This window comes from Thalassotalea crassostreae, assembly GCF_001831495.1.
Taxonomy (GTDB): domain Bacteria; phylum Pseudomonadota; class Gammaproteobacteria; order Enterobacterales; family Alteromonadaceae; genus Thalassotalea_A; species Thalassotalea_A crassostreae.
The window spans coordinates 1,123,270-1,140,435 of sequence record NZ_CP017689.1 but is presented as its reverse complement, the minus strand read 5'-3'; the positions used below and the strand labels follow the sequence as shown (position 1 = coordinate 1,140,435).

Below are 17,166 nucleotides of genomic sequence, written 5' to 3'. Positions count from 1 at the left end.
ACGAATGAATAAACAATTTCCATTTTTAGTAAGCTATCGTCGATAAGACTGCGCAATTCTATGCACTTGTACAATTTCGAACAATTTAATTTTTCAATTTAATCTACGAAAAAACTCTTAGATGATAACGACTTAGTGTTTTAAGCCGTAAAAACCCACAACTGTTCATTTTTCATACCATTGAAAAGCTCGCAACATTTCATTAACCTGTGCGCAATTATCCCATTTCAAAAGGCCCCGCAGACGTTGGGACCGCAAAATGCTGAGAGGTAGTATGAGCTTAGTTTGTCATAATCGTCGTCAATTTTTTCGTAAAGTCGGAGGTGCTGTAGCACTTGGCGCTAGCGCACCATTACTTATTAATAATGCGCATGCATCGATGAATATGGATACATCAGTCAAACGTTTAGCATTATATAACCGCCATACAGGTGAACGAGCTGAAGGCGTATTTTGGGCAAATGGCACTTATCAAAATGATGTGATTAAATCATTTGAAAAAAACCTTCGAGATCATCGTCAAAATGAAGTTGCCGCCATGGATAGACGTTTATTTCAGTTTCTTCATAAGATCCAACAACGTTTAGTGACAGACAAGGAGATACACATTATCTCTGGTTATCGTTCGCCTAAGACGAATGCCATGCTTGCAGGTCGTTCAAACGGTGTCGCAAAGAAAAGCTTTCACATGAAAGGTCAGGCAATTGATTTTGCCATTCCAGGTATCGACCTTGCCTTGATCCGCGATACGGCAAAATCGTTAAAACTTGGCGGTGTCGGTTATTACCCTAATTCAGGATTTGTTCATATTGATACTGCATGGGTTCGTAGTTGGTAACTCAACAAGATTATTTTTGATAAATAAACTTTGGGTATTATGATTTGGAATACCAACTGACTTGAAAATGTGGGTAATTGAGAGTTGCAGCTGGGATTAGATAACAAAGTAAATTTTATATAGATAGTTATTCATATCTTTTAAAATTTACAGCCGTTATATGATTTCAGATGAACTCCCGAAGGGAAATAATTAATTTCCTTCTTAGTGCACTTCAATATTGATAATCAGTATTATTTCTCAATACTCAGATTTTTAAGTCATTTGGTATACTGTCGGATTTTCGCGAGAAAGTTCGACTTTTTTGTTTTAAGATAATGGAAACTTCACCAGTATTAGACAGAAAATGATTTTAGATCCCGCTACCTGCCAACAAGCTCGACTATCAAGAGACCCGAGATTTGATGGTAAATTTTATACAGCGGTATTAACCACGGGGATCTATTGTCGACCAACCTGTCCTGCCGGCCCGGCAAAAGAAGAAAACGTACGATATTATCAAAACGCCGTACAAGCCGAATTTTATGGTTACCAGCCTTGTAAACGTTGTAAACCAGAACTCTCACCGAATATGCCGTTACCAACTTTGTTAGAGCAAGCAGTAGAAATTTTATCAATTCAGCCAACCATAAGCGTTAATGATTTAGCCACTAAACTTGATATTAGTGAGCGCCAATTACAGCGTTATTTTGAGCAGCATTTAGGCATGTTGCCAAAAGCATTCATCAATCAAAAACGTCAAATTAATGCACGAAACCTGCTGTTAACAACAACATTATCAATGCCGCATATAGCCAGTATTAGTGGCTTTACCAGCTTACGTAGTTTTAATGACAACATTAAGGCTCAATATAAGCAAACACCAAGTCAAATTAGAACTGGCTCTAAACGTTCGAAAAGTGATTATTTGTCGGTAAAATTACGTTATAGCCAAGACTTAGACTTTGCCCTTATGTTGTCATTTTTTAGAGCTCGTTTAATACCTGGGGTCGAACATATAGAGGACACCTATCAACGTACCATTGAGTTAGATGGGTGTTCAGGCTGGATAGAAGTTAGCTGCCCTGCGAAGTTTAAGCAAGTTAAAGACAGAAATGCGAAGAACAACAGTGATAGGAACAATGCGGCGGATCAAAATTCACTGTTAAATCGCGAGCAGTTCTTACAACTGGATTTGCACTTAGATCAATATACCGCTTTACCTAAGATTATTGCCCGTGTGCGTAAAATGTTTGATTTAGATTGCGAACTCGATGTCATTACAAGCACAATTGGAACTCACGACAAAATTAAACAAGCAATAACTGCATTTCCAGGGTTAAGGCTGCCAGGCTGTTGGCATCACTTTGAATTTTCGATTCGAGCGATTTTAGGCCAACAAATTTCGGTAAAAGCCGCAACGACTTTAGCCAGTAGAATTGCCACACGTTATGGTAAACCACCTTGTAATAAAGACATCGAGTATCCTCAACAATTAACCTTAGTGTTTCCATCGGTTAGTGCCCTTTCAGACGCTGAGTTTGATAACTTAGGGATCACCAATACCCGTATGCGGACATTAAAAACATGGGTTGAGTTCTATGGAAGTAATGAGTCTCTTTTTGACAATGCGATAGACAGTGAAGTATTTGAACAACAGCTTTGTCAACTTAAGGGCATAGGTCCATGGACTGCTAATTACCTAGCGATGCGTGGACTAAGTTTACCTGATGCTTTTCCTGCTGCAGACTTAGGCATTATTAAAGCACTTTCAACCGAACAGCAAAAAGTTACGCCGAAACAAATTCTCAACATTGCTGAGCAATGGCGACCATGGCGAGCTTACGCTGCTATTTATTTATGGCATTCATTATCGCTTTCTAATGAATAGTCGTACGACAGCTCCACCAGACCTGCCAAAGTCAAACTTAAGAATAAAGCTGAGAATAAAGCTAAGTATAAAATTAGGGAAAACAAATGGATAAATATTACAACATTCTGTCATCTGATTATGGTGATATTGCAATTATCGCTAGCAATGACGGACTAATTGAAGTCGCTTTTCAACAAGGTAAAGCAGCCGCTTGCTTGGATAATTGTACCCTAGTTAGCAACACAACAAATTTTAGCTCTGGCTCAAATACTGGAGCCGAATTTGTCGCTATTGCCAAACAACAACTCGAGCAATATTTTGCCGGTGAGCGTCGAGTGTTTGATTTACCATTAGCGCAACAAGGCACGAACTTTCAAAAAACAGTTTGGCATGCATTAACAACTATTGAGATGGGGCAAACCAAAAGTTATGGTGATTTAGCCAATATCATTAACAACCCAAAAGCAGTTAGAGCCGTAGGAACGGCAAATGGCTCAAACAAAATTGCTATTATTGTTCCTTGTCATAGGGTCATCGGCAAAGACAAGAAGCTAACGGGTTATGCCGGTGGCATCGGCATCAAGGCAAAATTACTGATGCACGAAAAAGCATATTTTAAAGTGTAATTATTAGATTAAATTGTTATTCTGCCGATCCCATTTATTGTTTAATAATTTGTATTAGTTTTATTTATGACTGAAATCATCATGCTTAGTATCGCCAGCCTCATCCTTGTTTGGATGGCTTGGAAGTTATGGCAGGCAAAGCGCTTTAATCGTTTTATCGACTGGCTCAACAATAGCATCGCACCATTACTCATTGATCAATTAAAACAAGAATTTGAACAAAGTAGAAATGAGCAATACCCGAATAAACCTTGTCATGTAGAACTCTCAATAGCATTCTATAAAAAGTACCCGGTACGCATATTTGAAGCGGCGGTTGAAAGAGAAATTATTGAACCGGTTTGGTTTGATAACAACGCCAACAAACGCTTTGCCGCACACTTATTATTTATTCAGGGACAGTATCGTTTACAAAAATCACTGTGTTAAAGTGGGTTTCTTACAGCTGCCTTGAACAAATACAGTTAATTAGGGTAAGGTCTCTAAAGAGCGAACTACAGATACTTGCTATTGGTGGTAAGTATAAGCAATTCCCCAAACTGGCTATTAGATTTTAAACCCAACGAGATTATAAAATTATGTTACTTGATCCTGAACATATGACCCCTTTAAATAGAAATAGTAAAGAATATGTCGCTAATGGCATATATATGTATAAAGATAGTAAGTACATGACAATATACGCTTATCGATTGGAAAATAATTTTGGTGAAGGCACCTCTGAAATAAATTCTAGGCTAGCCAATGTAATACAAGCTTCCAATATGTGGATTCCAACTGAGCCTGATTTTGGTCCTTTTAGAATCATTAAGGGCTATCCTGAAATGCTTTTGTCACTTCAGCTACACGAAAAACTATATGCTCTGTATGAAGTTGGCAATGATAGAGAATCGATTGATAGATTGTTTTATGAGTGGGGAGAAAAAATGGAAGTTCAGGGCTAAATTCTGAAACATAAATCCCTAAATAGTTGCCAATCATTTAGCTTTCATATAGTAAAGTTACCTTTTTCAACTTAAGTACCGTTTTGGCGCATTTGCATCATAGATAAATATAACGCAATTTAAATTAAAAGCCTAGCGGCAGAAAAGAGCGATTATGAGACATACGCTATCGAATAAGTATCTGCACTTTACACAGCAAATGCAGGTGTTCTCTTCTTAATAAAGCTGTTATGTATCTAAGGAAGGATTTGGTGAAACCTGACTATCAATCTTATACACTCGAAGAGTTATATGATGTAGAAGTAAATATCGATAAGGAAGCATATCCTGAAAGGTATAAAGATTTACTACATGAATTAAAGCTAAGAGAGGAAGAAGAGTCAGAAGTTGAAGTTAAAGAAGATACTAAAAAGCCTAAACGTAAACGCACTAATAAAGAAAAAATTATCACATCTTCTTTTATTCTAATTGCCGCAGCAGCCTGTCTCTATTATGGGAATATACCTGGGAAACATGGTGGTTTATCTATGGAAGAAGATCCTTATTTCTTTTGGGGTACTTTACTTTTTTGTGTTGGAATGACTGTAAATCAATTGCTGACACTAGAATCTAATAAGAAGCAATGTGATGGCGATACATAACACATATGAGCCTTTTCCTGTCAAATAAGCACTAGAAATTCTGTGGTTGCGTAGCAGCCACCTCTTATATCAATTAGCAAAAACGTCTGCTTCGTTCTGTCGCTTTGCAATTAAATCATCGTTTACTGCAAACACATATTGAGGCTCTCTTAATGTGATCTCATCACTGCCTATCATTCCATCCTCCTTGGTGAAAATAGGGGCACTAGACATTCTTCGGTTAACCTTTGACTAGCACTATTCAAGCAAAGTGATTCAAACGTTCAGTTAGTTTCAGGCTTAGCTAAGGTGTAAACGATTTTGCTTATTGTTTGTATGCGCACCAATGGCGTGTCTAATCAAGCAATATGGGCTTGGACAACTTGGCATAATCATCATCAAATAGTGATTAAACGACGATGATAGTTCATGCTCTTAACCAGCGAGTTAGGCTTTAGGCTCACGCCATTGTGCGACTTAACCTTTTAAAAATTTATCTTCATCAAATACCGTTTTGTTTTTCAGCATGTAATACACACAACGACCTATTTTATGCGCTAACGCAGAGAGTGCTTTGCCTTTGCTCATGCGTTTTTGCAGTTTGCTTAGATGGTTTTTCGCTCTATCGTTACCGCGCAGATACAGAACCGCGGCTTCGCTAAATGCCCACTTTAGATAGCCATTTCCAATCTTATTGCCGCTAGTACCATAAATTTTACCTGCTGACTCGGCTTTACACTTTACGAGTCGACTATAAGAGGCAAAGTTTTGAACGGATTCAAATCGGCAAATCTCACCAATTTCATAAAGAATGGTTAACCCAAGAATTTGTCCGATACCAGGAAAGGTGCGTATTAATGATAAATAACAACCGTGGTGCTCTTTCGCTTGTTTTTCGATAAACCATTCTACTTTCTTTAACTCTTTTGCATAGCAATCAAGTAACACCATATCCAGCTCGATGGTTCGCTGAATAACAGGGTCCTCGTAATGGTGTTTTAAGCCTTCTCTGGCTGATATATTTTTCAGATTGAGTGCTTGAGACGGTAAATTATATTGGCTGTCGGTATTAACGACATGTGCTTTTAAATCAGCACCGTGCCTAACAACATGAGTTCGTCGTCTGAGTAAGTCGCGAGTTGCACGCATTCTTGAAGGGTAAACGTAAGCAAGAGGGAAGTTACCGCCACGCATTAAACAGGCAATTTTATAAGAATCTATTTTGTCGTTTTTGGCTTTCCCACCATGAATAGCTTTCATATAAAGTGCATGGCCTAGAATAAAATCAATACTATATTCTTCACACCAATCACTAACCCAATACCAGCAATGCATACATTCAACACCAACAACGACATGGCCAATGTAAGGTTTTAGTAAATTTAATAGTTGTTGCTTATCTGCTTTAATCTGTTGATGTAAAACAGTTTTTCCTTCATTATCAATAATGCACACGTACAAAATACGTGAATGAAGATCGATCCCACAATAAAAAGGGTGAGAATTAGTATAGAATTTCATTGAGTGTTCTCCTTTTGGTTTGGTCGCCTTGAAGTCTAGTTTATCGCTAGACTTCGGGGAGAAGGCTCAATAAGTATCAAGTCATTGCAGCAGGACAAATAACAGTTGGCTTTTGCTCCTGCGTCGCGATTTTAGCCAACAATTATTTGCCTCTGAATGAGGCGTTAGCAGTCTTTATGAACAAAGGAGCAATAATGAAAATTATCGGAATATTTATTACCTTTATCTCAAGCTTTTCATTTGCTGATACGATTAAGGGGCCGGACGAAGCTAAAGTTTTATCCGAAAAAATGATAGCGCATTTCACGAGAAAAGAGTTTCAGCAGGGCTTGGCATTAGCAAAGCCTTACTGGCCAATGCCTTCAGTTGAAATTGATGGATTGGCCAGCCAAATATCAACTCAGTGGCCAATTGTTGACCAACGGTTCGGGGGAAAGCAAAGGCAAAGAATTCGTCCGTGAAGAACGCATTGCAAATTCATTTCTTCGTTATTACTACCTCCATAAATTTCAAAATCATGCTATTTACTGGACTGTCACATTTTACAAGTCGCCAAACGGATGGGTTTTCAATGGTGTTACATTTCTTGACAACCTAGAAGTTCTCTTTGTAAGCTGCTAATAAGTTAAGCTCCGAGAAATCGGATGGATATCAAGGGCTATAGATGGGCCTACACTTCTGACGTCCAGAAACCGCAAACCTGAATCGTTAAAAAAGCTGGCCATAGGAATATATATTATGAGAATTTTAGTTTGCTTCTTATCTCTTTTGTTAATGTTCAATACCACTGTATCCGCAGAGTTAAGAGATCGTTATCCAATTCTTCCAGACTATTTTAACAAAATTAGTAATGGCAATACTGAAAACTTATGTCTTATTCTACTCGAAGGTCCAGGTTCTGTTCAATATACGATAACGATAGATAAAATAAAAAAATATCATGGCGATGTTCGAGACTTCTTCTATAAGTATGTTATGAGTTTAAGATGTAAAGACCCAGCAGTTACCTTTGCGGACTATCTATTAAAGAAGTCTTTATTAAATACTGCGTTCAGTGTTGTTTTTAAACGACATGACGGTGTTGATCCAAATACGTTTGTAATTATTAAAAGAGAGGGACTAATTTTCGAAGGCCCAATGCACGTTGTTTTTTCTCATCTTGAAAAACACTTTAAACACTCACCAGAATGGTCGTCTGTTTATCGAGGTGTCTCAAAAAGATTAACAGTTAAGAAGTTTGTTAATGGAACACCAAAGAGTTGTAAGGAGTTACAAAAAGAGAATCCTAAGATGCCTTGTGTGCTACCGATGCCAAGAGGAACTTAATTGTGCAGAAGGTATTTCTAATGGCTGTTTTCGCTCCGCTCAATTTTATAGCCAACTATATTTCCAGCCTCTTAATGAGCTTTATCGACTGACGGCAAATGGCACTTTTTAGCCGGTCACAGCAGAACCAAAACAGATCCTGAAACAAGTTCAGGAAGTCGAACTTATACTCTCATTGCGCTTGAGGAGGTTGTGGCCTTCGCCACAATGACGTTGTACTTTTTCTTATTGTGTGCGGGCTTCTTTGGTGCTCTTTTTCTGATATTGTGACTGTCTCTGAATGACACAAAGCAGAAATAGCATGCACAAAAAAGAGGATTATGACTATCATAATCCTCTTTCATTTTTCTTTTAGGCTGATGTTTAGCCAAACTGCCTATGTTTAGCGACGCTTTCTCGTACGTTGCTGCTTTTGTCCTTGGCGTTGTTGCTGTTGCGACTGGCCTTGACGTTGTTGATGTTTTTTCACTTGGTTACGGATCTTACGACTCTTAGTGTTATCAATGCGTTTTTCATCGACTTTCACTTTCGATTGAGTTTCCGCAGATAACTGTACTAACTTACGGTAATAGTTAACATCTTTAAGATTTAACTCAACCCAGCCACCAAGTGGTAGTCTGCGCTCCATGGTCATATCACCATAGCGAACACGGATAAGACGACTTACTAAGACATCTTGTGATTCCCATAAACGTCTTACTTCTCGGTTTCTACCTTCCGTTAGAACAACGTGGAACCAATGATTACGACCTTCACCACCTTTGTAGGTAATTTTGTCGAACTTGGCCATACCGTCTTCAAGCTTAACGCCATGACGAAGGCGTTGTAACATCGCTTCATCAATTTCACCGAAAACACGGACGGCATATTCACGTTCAACTTCGTGAGATGGGTGCATTAAGCGATTGGCTAATTCACCATCATTGGTGAAAATAAGCATACCTGATGTATTGATATCCAAACGACCAACGGCAACCCAACGACTACCTTCGATACGTGGAAGTCGGTCAAAAACGGTTGGTCTACCTTCAGGATCTTTACGAGTACACATTTCGCCTTCAGGTTTGTTGTAAACCAAAACGCGACAAGGTTGTTCATCAACGTTAACTATTTTAACTTGATGTCCATCAATGCGAATTTGTTCGTTACCTTCAACGCGATCACCAAGATAAGCAACCTTACCATTAACACTTACGCGTCCTTGACTGATAACGCCTTCCATTTCGCGTCGTGAGCCTTTACCTGCTCTAGCTAATACTTTCTGTAATTTTTCAGACATAATATCTCTTAATTTTGCGTTGCCTTCTCGGCAAGTGATGCTTGCTCAACATCGTTGTCGATGTCGAGCTCATTTACTGACATGAGCTCAGGGAGCTGTGCCAGAGATTTCAGAGAAAAGTAATCAAGAAATGCTTTGGTTGTGGCAAACAGCGCCGGCTTACCCGGTACTTCTTTATGGCCGACAACGCAGATCCAATCTCTTTCCTGTAATGTTTTAATTATATAGCTACTTACCGCAACGCCTCGAATATCTTCAATTTCGCCACGAGTAATAGGTTGACGATAGGCGATAAGTGACAATGTTTCCAGTAAAGCACGTGAATATCTTGGTGCTTTTTCTTTAAATAACAAGGCTATATAGTCGCTATATTGGTCTCTCGCCTGAAAACGATAGCCTGTCGCGACTTCAACTAATTCAATTCCGCGCTGATCATAATCATTTTTAAGCTGTTGTAAAATGTTTATCACCGCTTTTTTCGATATTTTAACTTCTTCCGATAATGTTTGATGTAAATATTTTACTGATAGCGGCGTTACTGACACTAATAACATCGCCTCAATTAAGTTTTGTAATTCATTTTCGGGTAATTTTTTCATCGTTAATTTTGCTTTTTATTTTTGTTATTACTAGTACTTTGGTTATGACTACTTTAGTGCTCTTTTAATTTTAGCTGAATTTGACCAAACACTTGCGCTTGCACACATTCAATTAACGACTCTTTCAGTAATTCAAGAATCGCTAAAAATGTCACGACAACACCTGAACGCCCTTCTTCTACCGAAAACAGTTCACTAAACTCAAAATATTGTTTCGATTTTAGTTTAGATAATATCTGAGTCATACGTTCACGAGTTGACAAGTTTTCTCGCTGAATATGATGGTGTTCAAACGCTTCAACTCTTTTTAATACGCCCTGTAAAGCAAAGACTAACTCTTGTAGGTCAACATCAGCTGAGACGAATTTAGGCTTGTAACTTTCTGGCAATTGCACCGTTAACTCGAAATTATCTCGTTCTAAGCGAGGTATTTCGTCGAGATTTTCAGCCGCATTTTTAATGACTTCATATTCTTGAAGACGTCTGATTAGCTCGGCTCGAGGATCACTTTCGTCATCTTCGACATCGGTTTTTGGCAACAATAATCGAGATTTAATTTCCGCTAGAATCGCAGCCATTACTAGGTACTCAGCGGCAAGTTCTAATTTTAAGTCTTTCATTACATCGACATATACCATGTATTGGCGGGTAATTTCGGCGATTGGCAATTCAACGATATCAAATTTTTGTTTGCGAATAAGGTAGAGTAATAAATCAAGCGGTCCTTCGAACGCTTCAAGAATTACTTCTAGCGCATCAGGTGGTATAAAAAGATCTTGTGGCTTTTCAACAACGGCTTCACCGTGAACCAATGCTAATGGCAGCACTTGCTGCACCATTTCACCACTATTGGCTAATGCGTTTTTAGCAACTGCTTTGTTTTCTTCCATCGCTGTATGATTAGTCTCTGCCATTATTCACGCTATTAATTAAATGGTTCAGGATCGCCCTCTCCGGTACGTATCACTTGTGGATAATCGTCGGTGAAATCCACAACGGTAGTAGGCTTTTCGCCGAGGTAGCCGCCATTGAGAATTAAATCTACTTGATGTTCCAGGTTATCTCTTATTTCTTCAGGATCAAACTCGGCACTGTCATTGCCAGGTAAAATTAATGTTGTCGACATTAACGGTTCACCGAGCGCTTCTAACAACGCCATAGCAATATTATTTTCCGGAATTCGAATACCTATGGTTTTACGTTTGCTATTTAATAACCGCTTTGGTACTTCTTTGGTGCCTTTAAAAATAAAGGTGTAAGCGCCCGGTGTATTGTTTTTTAGCAGGCGAAAATAGGCGTTATCAACACGAGCATATTCAGACAATTCACTCAAGTCTCGACAGACCAAAGTAAAGTTATGCTCTCTATCAATGTCCCTAATACGACAAATGCGCTCTAACGCTTTTTTGTCGCCAATATGACACCCTAATGCATAACCAGAATCCGTTGGATAAACGATTACACCACCTCTATGCACGATCTCTACTGCCTGCTTTATCAGCCTTGCCTGTGGATTGTCCGGATGCATATAAAAAAACTGACTCATGGTAACAACTCCTTATTGCCAATGTTGCCAAACAACGTCGACATCGTCTGGTAGCGTTAAATTCTTGCCTAAGTCACTCCACCTTGACGGAAAGTGAAAATCTGATCCAACCGAGCCTTGTAATTGATACTCGACTAACAATTGTCGCAAAAACAAACGTTGTTGCTCATTCATTTGTGGTGACGCAACCTCCATCGCATCACCGCCAGCATCGCTAAAATCAACAATTAAACGGCGCAACCATTTGTTCGATAAATCATACTTCATCGGGTGGGCAATCACTGACTTACCACCAGCTTGATGAATGACCAAAATTGCTTGTTCTATTGAACACCATTGTGGTTTTACATATGCACGTTTACCCTTGCCGATATACTTATCAAACGCTTTTTGCATGGTGCTAACCACGCCGCGGTTGTGCAATACCCGCGCAAAGTGAGCTCTGGTGATTGTGCCTTGATGAGCTAACAATTTCGCATCTTCATAGCAGTTTTCAAAACCGGCTTTAGTGAGTTTTTCGGCCATCAATTGCGCCCGCTGTTCTCGGGCATTTTGTTGCTGTTCAATTAGCGTCGTTAAGGCTGGGTGCTCAGTATCAATATTCAAACCAACAATATGTATTTCGAAATTTTCCCACATGGTTGAAATTTCAATACCTGAAATTAATCTCAGTTTAAAATTTTGCTCGTCGATATGTTGTTGGGCAATTGAAAAAGCATCAACGGTATCGTGATCGGTAATAGCAAATTGTTCGATTTGATAGTTTTCCGCACGACTCACTAACTCTTGCGGCGACAAATGACCATCCGAACATGTCGTATGACTATGCAAGTCAATTCTTAAAGAATTGTAATTATTTGTTTTATTTTCATCGCTTAACGTTGACATCAGAGTGTAATTGCGGTTTTATGTATCATATTAATAGTTTACTTAGATAGTGACTAAATAGATAGTAGCTAAATACATAGCTCTCTAACAGGTTTCGATAGCATCAACATATGCTAATCAATAAAGAAGAAAAAATAGCATGAACGCAATAAATAAATCAGTAATTTGGTGGTGGCATGACCTTACATAGTGGGTTATGAAATTGCGTGCAGCAAAAATATTTCAGAAAACCCGCTTTATGGCGGGTTTTTTCGTTTTTAGCGCCTAATATTTAGAAGCAAAACAAGCGCTAAAAAAACTTGAGAACATAATTTTATAAATTAGTAATAAAGATACCTTAGGTATTGTTGGTAAAGGAAAATATGAGCAAACATACGACACCGATTGAACAAGCGAAACATGGACAAGTTTTTACCACTGTTAGCAGTGCCGACTACGTGCAAGATCCATTAGCTCTGTTTAAGCAACTAACCGCAGAGCAAAGTAACTGTTTGTTATTAGAATCGGCTGAAATCATCGATAAAAAGGCATTAAAGAGTTTATTACTAATTGATAGCGCTTTAAAAATCATTTGTGATCAGCAGTCAGTGAGGCTCACGGCTCTTTCAAATAATGGCGAAGCGGTTATTACTTACCTACAACAAGTTTTTAGCGAGCAACAATATCAAAATCTAGTCGTCATTGAAGAGTCTAGCTCTAGCAAGCTAATCATTAAATTCATAAAAAATGATGTTCAGCAAGATGAGCTTTCACGTTTACTCAGTGTCAACCCGATGCAAGTGCTTAGAGAATTACAACATATGGAAAGCGATAGTGATCATCCCTTCTCTATTTTTGTTGGTGGTACCTTTGCCTTTGATTTAATTGAGCTGGCCGAGCAATTGCCTAGCGTAGATAACAGTGAAAATAGTTGCTCTGATTATGTCTACTACTTAGCAGAAACGTTAGTGATCATTGACCATCAGCAGCAGCAAACGCAATTAATTGCTAATACCTTTGGCGGCAACAATTCGAGTAGTAACCAACAGCGACTAAATCAACGTTTAGTTGCCTTGCAAGAGCAATGCAAAAACGTAGTGCCAATGTCTGCAGTAAATCTATCGCAACAAAGCGAGCAAGCTGTCAACGTTAACATTAGTGATGACGAGTTCTGCCAGCAAGTTGAAACACTCAAACATCATATTAGAGCAGGTGATATTTTTCAGGTTGTCCCTTCAAGAACATTTAGTCTCGATTGCAATAATGCCATCAATGCTTATCAAGTGTTAAAACAGACAAACCCAAGCCCTTATATGTTTTTCGTCAAAGATGAAAACTTCGCTTTATTTGGCGCCTCTCCAGAGTCGGCACTGAAATACACCGAAGAAAGTCGCCAAGTCGAGCTTTATCCTATCGCCGGCACACGTCCGCGAGGATTTCGCAGTGATGGCAGTTACAGCGCCGATTTGGATGGCCGAATTGAACTTGAATTGCGTAATGATGAAAAAGAAAAAGCGGAGCACTTAATGCTCGTTGATTTAGCACGTAACGATATTGCCAGAGTCAGTAAAGGCGGAACACGTTATGTCGCCGAACTTCTTAAAGTAGACCGCTATTCTCACGTAATGCATTTAGTTTCTCGAGTTGTTGGTACCCTTAGCGAAAAACTTGATGCGCTGCACGCCTATCAAGCGTGTATGAACATGGGCACCCTTTCCGGCGCTCCAAAAGTAAAAGCAACGTCACTAATCCGCTCTATCGAAGGCAAACGCCGTGGCAGCTATGGCGGCGCGGTTGGTTATATAAATGGTCACGGCGATATGGATACTTGTATTGTTATTCGCAGTGCTTTTGTTAAAAACAATAAAGCCTATATTCAAGCAGGTGCTGGTGTGGTTTATGATTCAGTGGCGCAAGCCGAAGCCGATGAGACCAGGCAAAAAGCACAAGCGGTAATAAAAGCAGTGCAAATAGCAAATGCTGCTAAGCAATCCTCTTCTTTAGCTAATAAAAATTCTAGCCATGCTAGTCAAAGTAAGGAAGCGTAACAATGACTAAATTATATATGCTCGACAACCTAGACTCGTTCACATACAACTTAGTTGATGAATTTAAAACCTTAGGGTTTGAGCCAATAATCTATCGTAATACTGTCGATGCTGAATTTATTTACAATAAGATGTGCGCACATTCAGAGCCAGTGATCTTAGTATTATCACCAGGTCCTGGCGATCCAAAAGGCGCAGGAAGCTTAATGGATTTACTTGCACTTTGTACGGGTAAATTCCCAATTCTTGGTATTTGCTTAGGACACCAAGCGATTGTTGAACACTATGGTGGAAAAGTAGAGCGCGCAGGTGAAATTGTTCATGGTAAAGCTTCTAATGTAGAACATAATGGTATTGGACCATTTGCCGGTCTACCGTCACCATTGCCAGTTGCACGATACCATTCGTTAATTGGTACTGATATGCCCGATAGTTTAGAAACCATCGCGCAGTACAATGATTTGCCAATGGCGATTTTGAATGCAAACGACAAAGTACTCGGCTTTCAATTTCACCCAGAGTCTTTGCTGACTTCTAAAGGTAGCGTGTTGATAACACAAAGTTTCGATTATTTATTAGCGACAAATTCAATGAACGATGAATCAACAATGAGTCAAGTAAGTCAAAGCGCTAGTAGTAACAGCAAAACAAGGAATGCTTAAGATGAGTGATATTTTACAACAGTTAATTGATGGCAAAGACTTAAGTCAACAGCAAGCCGAAGCGTTTTTCACTGAAGTGGTAAACGGCAATGTTGAGCCTGCACTGATGGCAAGTGTGTTGACTGCGTTAAAAATTAAAGGTGAAACAGCAACTGAAATCGCCGGTGCGGCAATTGCAATCCGAGCCGCTGCAACGCCGTTTCCAGAAAATGACCTTCGTCTTGTTGATTGCGTCGGTACGGGAGGTGATGGTCATAGCACCATTAATATATCTACCACAGCAGCAATTGTTGCCGGTGCTTGCGGCCTCAACGTTGCAAAACATGGTAACCGCAGCGTTTCAAGTCAATCTGGATCAGCGGATTTATTAGAAAGCTTTGGTGTTAACTTAACTCTTTCACCAGAAAAAGCTCTCGAATCGATAAAAACTAGTGGTTGCAGCTTTCTTTTTGCACCAAATTACCACTCCGGCTTTAGACATGCCGCCCCTGTTCGCGCAGCAATGGGCGTTAGAACTTTATTTAATATACTTGGTCCATTGGTAAATCCGGCAAGTCCAAAAGTAATGCTATTAGGTGTCTACACACCAGAATTACTTAAACCTATGGCAAAAGCATTACAACTAACTGGTGTTGAGCGTGCTTGGGTGGTTCACGGCAGTGGCCTCGATGAAGTGGCCATTCATGGTGAAACCCAAGTTATCGAAATTGATGGCGACCAACTCATCGAAAAATCGGTAATACCAAGTGACTTTGGTTTAGAAACGCACACTTTAGAATCGATTAAAGGTGGATTACCCGCTGACAACGCACGTTATTCAATGGCTGTACTCAGTGGCAATGGCGAACAAGCTCATATTGATGCTGTTATCATTAACGCTGCCGCACTAATTTACCTTGCTGGTAAATCAGACAACTTGCGCGGCGCTGCAAGTATCGTAAAAGACACATTAAAACAAGGCTCTGCCGTTAAAACATTACAAAGCATGATAGAGGTCAGCAATGTCTGAGCAAAACACACAAGCAACAAATAGCAAACAAGCTAATATTTTAGAAAAAATTGTTGCCGACAAACGTATTGAAGTTGAACAACTAAAAGCTAGCAGGCCGCTTGCTAGTTTCATTGATGATTTGCAACCAAGTACTAAAGATATGTACGCGTCATTAGCACAAGAGAATGCAGGTTTTATTCTAGAATGTAAAAAGGCCTCACCTTCAAAAGGCTTAATACGCGAGCATTTCGATGTATTAGATATTGCTCTGACCTACCAAAAATATGCGGCAGCAATCTCAGTGCTAACTGACTATAAGTATTTCCAAGGTACTCACGAGTACTTAAAAATGGTTACCGACAAAGTAAGTTGTCCAGTACTAAATAAAGACTTTTTTATAGACGAATACCAAATATGCCTTGGTCGTTATTACGGCGCAGACGCTATTTTATTAATGCTGAGCGTCCTATCAGATGATGAATACAAACATCTAGCTAGCGTTGCCCTGCGCTATAACATGGCGATCTTAACCGAGGTTTCAAATGCAGAAGAAACCACTCGAGCGATAAAACTTGGTGCGAAATTAATTGGCATCAACAATCGCAACCTTAGAGACCTATCAACGAATCTAACCACTACGTTTGAATTAGCGCCGATGATCCCTGATGGCACATTGATTATTTCTGAATCGGGTATCTATACCAATAAACAAGTACGCGAATTAGCCCCAGCTGTTAACGGCTTTTTAGTCGGTAGCTCGGTTATGGCAAAAGATGATATTGATTTGGCCTGCCGCGAATTAATTTTCGGCGACAATAAAGTCTGTGGCTTAACATCAACGGCCGATGTGAGTGCAGTGATACAAGCCGGCGCAGTGTATGCTGGTTTTATCTTTACCGAGCAATCCACTCGTCACGTTAGTTTTGAACAAGCGCGTAGAATTATCGAAGAGCTTGCTGAAGCAAGTATGGCTAGCATTAATTATGTTGGTGTGTTTAAAGATCAAAGTGTTGATGAAGTCAGCAACTTTGCCAACCACCTAAATTTAGATGCGGTGCAGTTACATGGCAATGAAGATGATCAGTTTATTGACGCGTTGCGTATACATCTAAATAGCCATTGCAAAATCGTTAAAGCTATCAGCGTAATGCAGCAACTACCAAAGTTAAACTATGGTGCAGATAGTTACTTACTCGACGCTCAACAAGGTGGAAGCGGTCAAGCGTTTAACTGGCAACTGTTAGCAAATTCACAGCAAGATTTTAGCAATTGCATGCTCGCTGGTGGCCTGAATATAGACAACATCCGCAGCGCATTAGAACTTTGCGCTGAACAAGAATTAGTAGGTTTAGATATTAACTCGGGTATTGAAGTAAGCCCAGGTGTCAAAGACCACAACAAATTAAAAAAAGCTTTTGAGCTTATAAGAAATTATTAATAGGCAGTA

Annotated in this window: 19 protein-coding genes; 12 read left to right on the top strand and 7 right to left on the bottom strand. The window is 39.4% G+C overall.

Annotated features, from left to right (window positions below):
* The first annotated feature begins 274 nt into the window (after window positions 1-274).
* From mepK to LT090_RS05020, 6 genes are all read left to right on the top strand, one after another.
* The gene (gene mepK / locus LT090_RS05045) at window positions 275-838 is read left to right on the top strand and encodes a peptidoglycan L,D-endopeptidase MepK (RefSeq protein WP_068546925.1); all 564 of its coding nucleotides are present in this window, start codon (window positions 275-277) and stop codon (window positions 836-838) included.
* Window positions 839-1,184: 346 nt separating this feature from the next.
* Complete coding sequence (locus LT090_RS05040) at window positions 1,185-2,708, top strand: DNA-3-methyladenine glycosylase 2 family protein (protein WP_068546926.1); 1,524 nt, start codon at window positions 1,185-1,187, stop codon at window positions 2,706-2,708.
* Window positions 2,709-2,794: 86 nt separating this feature from the next.
* Window positions 2,795-3,316, top strand: coding sequence for a methylated-DNA--[protein]-cysteine S-methyltransferase (locus tag LT090_RS17195; protein WP_068546927.1), 522 nt, complete (start codon window positions 2,795-2,797; stop codon window positions 3,314-3,316).
* A gap of 66 nt (window positions 3,317-3,382) precedes the next feature.
* On the top strand, window positions 3,383-3,745 hold the full coding sequence (locus LT090_RS05030) for a hypothetical protein (RefSeq protein WP_068546928.1): 363 nt from the start codon (window positions 3,383-3,385) through the stop codon (window positions 3,743-3,745).
* Between the two features lie 149 nt (window positions 3,746-3,894).
* Window positions 3,895-4,260: a hypothetical protein gene (locus LT090_RS05025; protein ID WP_068546929.1), complete on the top strand. Its 366-nt coding sequence runs from the start codon at window positions 3,895-3,897 to the stop codon at window positions 4,258-4,260.
* Between the two features lie 251 nt (window positions 4,261-4,511).
* A complete protein-coding gene (locus tag LT090_RS05020) occupies window positions 4,512-4,901 on the top strand; it encodes a hypothetical protein (RefSeq protein ID WP_068546930.1) in 390 nt (129 codons plus the stop codon).
* 69 nt (window positions 4,902-4,970) lie between these two features.
* Here LT090_RS05020 and LT090_RS17010 read toward each other — a convergent pair whose 3' ends face one another.
* Both LT090_RS17010 and LT090_RS05015 read right to left on the bottom strand, forming a co-directional pair.
* Window positions 4,971-5,114 (bottom strand): hypothetical protein, encoded by a 144-nt coding sequence (locus LT090_RS17010; RefSeq protein ID WP_157726661.1) that lies wholly within the window; start codon window positions 5,112-5,114, stop codon window positions 4,971-4,973.
* Between the two features lie 243 nt (window positions 5,115-5,357).
* A complete protein-coding gene (locus LT090_RS05015; protein WP_068547699.1) occupies window positions 5,358-6,401 on the bottom strand; it encodes an IS110 family RNA-guided transposase in 1,044 nt (347 codons plus the stop codon).
* A 194-nt stretch (window positions 6,402-6,595) separates the two neighbouring features.
* On the opposite strand from LT090_RS05015, the gene LT090_RS05010 reads away from it, so the two are divergent.
* Together LT090_RS05010 and LT090_RS05005 are read left to right on the top strand one after the other, a co-directional pair.
* Window positions 6,596-6,862 carry a hypothetical protein gene (locus LT090_RS05010; protein ID WP_158009930.1) on the top strand — a complete coding sequence of 89 codons (267 nt, stop codon included), beginning with the start codon at window positions 6,596-6,598 and terminating at the stop codon, window positions 6,860-6,862.
* Between the two features lie 277 nt (window positions 6,863-7,139).
* Window positions 7,140-7,727, top strand: coding sequence for a hypothetical protein (locus LT090_RS05005; protein ID WP_068547839.1), 588 nt, complete (start codon window positions 7,140-7,142; stop codon window positions 7,725-7,727).
* A 382-nt stretch (window positions 7,728-8,109) separates the two neighbouring features.
* On the opposite strand, the gene rluB is transcribed toward LT090_RS05005, so the two are convergent.
* From rluB to rnm, 5 genes are read right to left on the bottom strand one after another with little or no spacing between them, the layout of a single operon-like run.
* A complete protein-coding gene (gene rluB / locus LT090_RS05000; protein WP_068547840.1) occupies window positions 8,110-9,006 on the bottom strand; it encodes a 23S rRNA pseudouridine(2605) synthase RluB in 897 nt (298 codons plus the stop codon).
* 8 nt (window positions 9,007-9,014) lie between these two features.
* Complete coding sequence (gene scpB, locus LT090_RS04995; RefSeq protein ID WP_068547841.1) at window positions 9,015-9,605, bottom strand: SMC-Scp complex subunit ScpB; 591 nt, start codon at window positions 9,603-9,605, stop codon at window positions 9,015-9,017.
* A gap of 53 nt (window positions 9,606-9,658) precedes the next feature.
* A complete protein-coding gene (locus tag LT090_RS04990) occupies window positions 9,659-10,495 on the bottom strand; it encodes a segregation and condensation protein A (protein WP_068547864.1) in 837 nt (278 codons plus the stop codon).
* Between the two features lie 35 nt (window positions 10,496-10,530).
* A complete protein-coding gene (locus tag LT090_RS04985; protein ID WP_068547842.1) occupies window positions 10,531-11,151 on the bottom strand; it encodes an L-threonylcarbamoyladenylate synthase in 621 nt (206 codons plus the stop codon).
* Between the two features lie 12 nt (window positions 11,152-11,163).
* A complete protein-coding gene (gene rnm / locus LT090_RS04980; RefSeq protein ID WP_068547843.1) occupies window positions 11,164-12,039 on the bottom strand; it encodes an RNase RNM in 876 nt (291 codons plus the stop codon).
* Between the two features lie 362 nt (window positions 12,040-12,401).
* On the opposite strand from rnm, the gene LT090_RS04975 reads away from it, so the two are divergent.
* Genes LT090_RS04975 through trpCF form a run of 4 tightly spaced genes read left to right on the top strand, consistent with a single transcriptional unit; the run spans window position 12,402 to window position 17,157 of the window.
* Entirely contained in the window at window positions 12,402-14,066 is a 1,665-nt protein-coding gene (locus tag LT090_RS04975; RefSeq protein ID WP_068547844.1) for an anthranilate synthase component 1, read from the top strand.
* Window positions 14,067-14,068: 2 nt separating this feature from the next.
* Complete coding sequence (locus tag LT090_RS04970) at window positions 14,069-14,728, top strand: aminodeoxychorismate/anthranilate synthase component II (protein ID WP_068547845.1); 660 nt, start codon at window positions 14,069-14,071, stop codon at window positions 14,726-14,728.
* Between the two features lies 1 nt (window position 14,729).
* The gene (trpD, locus tag LT090_RS04965; RefSeq protein ID WP_068547846.1) at window positions 14,730-15,737 is read left to right on the top strand and encodes an anthranilate phosphoribosyltransferase; all 1,008 of its coding nucleotides are present in this window, start codon (window positions 14,730-14,732) and stop codon (window positions 15,735-15,737) included.
* The gene (trpCF, locus tag LT090_RS04960) at window positions 15,730-17,157 is read left to right on the top strand and encodes a bifunctional indole-3-glycerol-phosphate synthase TrpC/phosphoribosylanthranilate isomerase TrpF (RefSeq protein WP_068547847.1); all 1,428 of its coding nucleotides are present in this window, start codon (window positions 15,730-15,732) and stop codon (window positions 17,155-17,157) included. The genes trpD and trpCF overlap by 8 nt, the downstream gene beginning before the upstream one ends.
* The last annotated feature ends 9 nt before the right edge of the window (window positions 17,158-17,166 follow it).

What these genes read in the sequence shown, in the direction of transcription:
- mepK (WP_068546925.1), top strand. Translation starts at nt 275, where the DNA reads ATGAGCTTAGTTTGTCATAATCGTCGTCAATTTTTTCGTAAAGTCGGA.
- LT090_RS05040 (WP_068546926.1), top strand. Translation starts at nt 1,185, where the DNA reads ATGATTTTAGATCCCGCTACCTGCCAACAAGCTCGACTATCAAGAGAC.
- LT090_RS17195 (WP_068546927.1), top strand. Translation starts at nt 2,795, where the DNA reads ATGGATAAATATTACAACATTCTGTCATCTGATTATGGTGATATTGCA.
- LT090_RS05030 (WP_068546928.1), top strand. Translation starts at nt 3,383, where the DNA reads ATGACTGAAATCATCATGCTTAGTATCGCCAGCCTCATCCTTGTTTGG.
- LT090_RS05025 (WP_068546929.1), top strand. Translation starts at nt 3,895, where the DNA reads ATGTTACTTGATCCTGAACATATGACCCCTTTAAATAGAAATAGTAAA.
- LT090_RS17010 (WP_157726661.1), bottom strand. Translation starts at nt 5,114, where the DNA reads ATGTCTAGTGCCCCTATTTTCACCAAGGAGGATGGAATGATAGGCAGT.
- LT090_RS05015 (WP_068547699.1), bottom strand. Translation starts at nt 6,401, where the DNA reads ATGAAATTCTATACTAATTCTCACCCTTTTTATTGTGGGATCGATCTT.
- LT090_RS05010 (WP_158009930.1), top strand. Translation starts at nt 6,596, where the DNA reads ATGAAAATTATCGGAATATTTATTACCTTTATCTCAAGCTTTTCATTT.
- LT090_RS05005 (WP_068547839.1), top strand. Translation starts at nt 7,140, where the DNA reads ATGAGAATTTTAGTTTGCTTCTTATCTCTTTTGTTAATGTTCAATACC.
- rluB (WP_068547840.1), bottom strand. Translation starts at nt 9,006, where the DNA reads ATGTCTGAAAAATTACAGAAAGTATTAGCTAGAGCAGGTAAAGGCTCA.
- scpB (WP_068547841.1), bottom strand. Translation starts at nt 9,605, where the DNA reads ATGAAAAAATTACCCGAAAATGAATTACAAAACTTAATTGAGGCGATG.
- LT090_RS04990 (WP_068547864.1), bottom strand. Translation starts at nt 10,495, where the DNA reads ATGGAAGAAAACAAAGCAGTTGCTAAAAACGCATTAGCCAATAGTGGT.
- LT090_RS04985 (WP_068547842.1), bottom strand. Translation starts at nt 11,151, where the DNA reads ATGAGTCAGTTTTTTTATATGCATCCGGACAATCCACAGGCAAGGCTG.
- rnm (WP_068547843.1), bottom strand. Translation starts at nt 12,039, where the DNA reads ATGTCAACGTTAAGCGATGAAAATAAAACAAATAATTACAATTCTTTA.
- LT090_RS04975 (WP_068547844.1), top strand. Translation starts at nt 12,402, where the DNA reads ATGAGCAAACATACGACACCGATTGAACAAGCGAAACATGGACAAGTT.
- LT090_RS04970 (WP_068547845.1), top strand. Translation starts at nt 14,069, where the DNA reads ATGACTAAATTATATATGCTCGACAACCTAGACTCGTTCACATACAAC.
- trpD (WP_068547846.1), top strand. Translation starts at nt 14,730, where the DNA reads ATGAGTGATATTTTACAACAGTTAATTGATGGCAAAGACTTAAGTCAA.
- trpCF (WP_068547847.1), top strand. Translation starts at nt 15,730, where the DNA reads ATGTCTGAGCAAAACACACAAGCAACAAATAGCAAACAAGCTAATATT.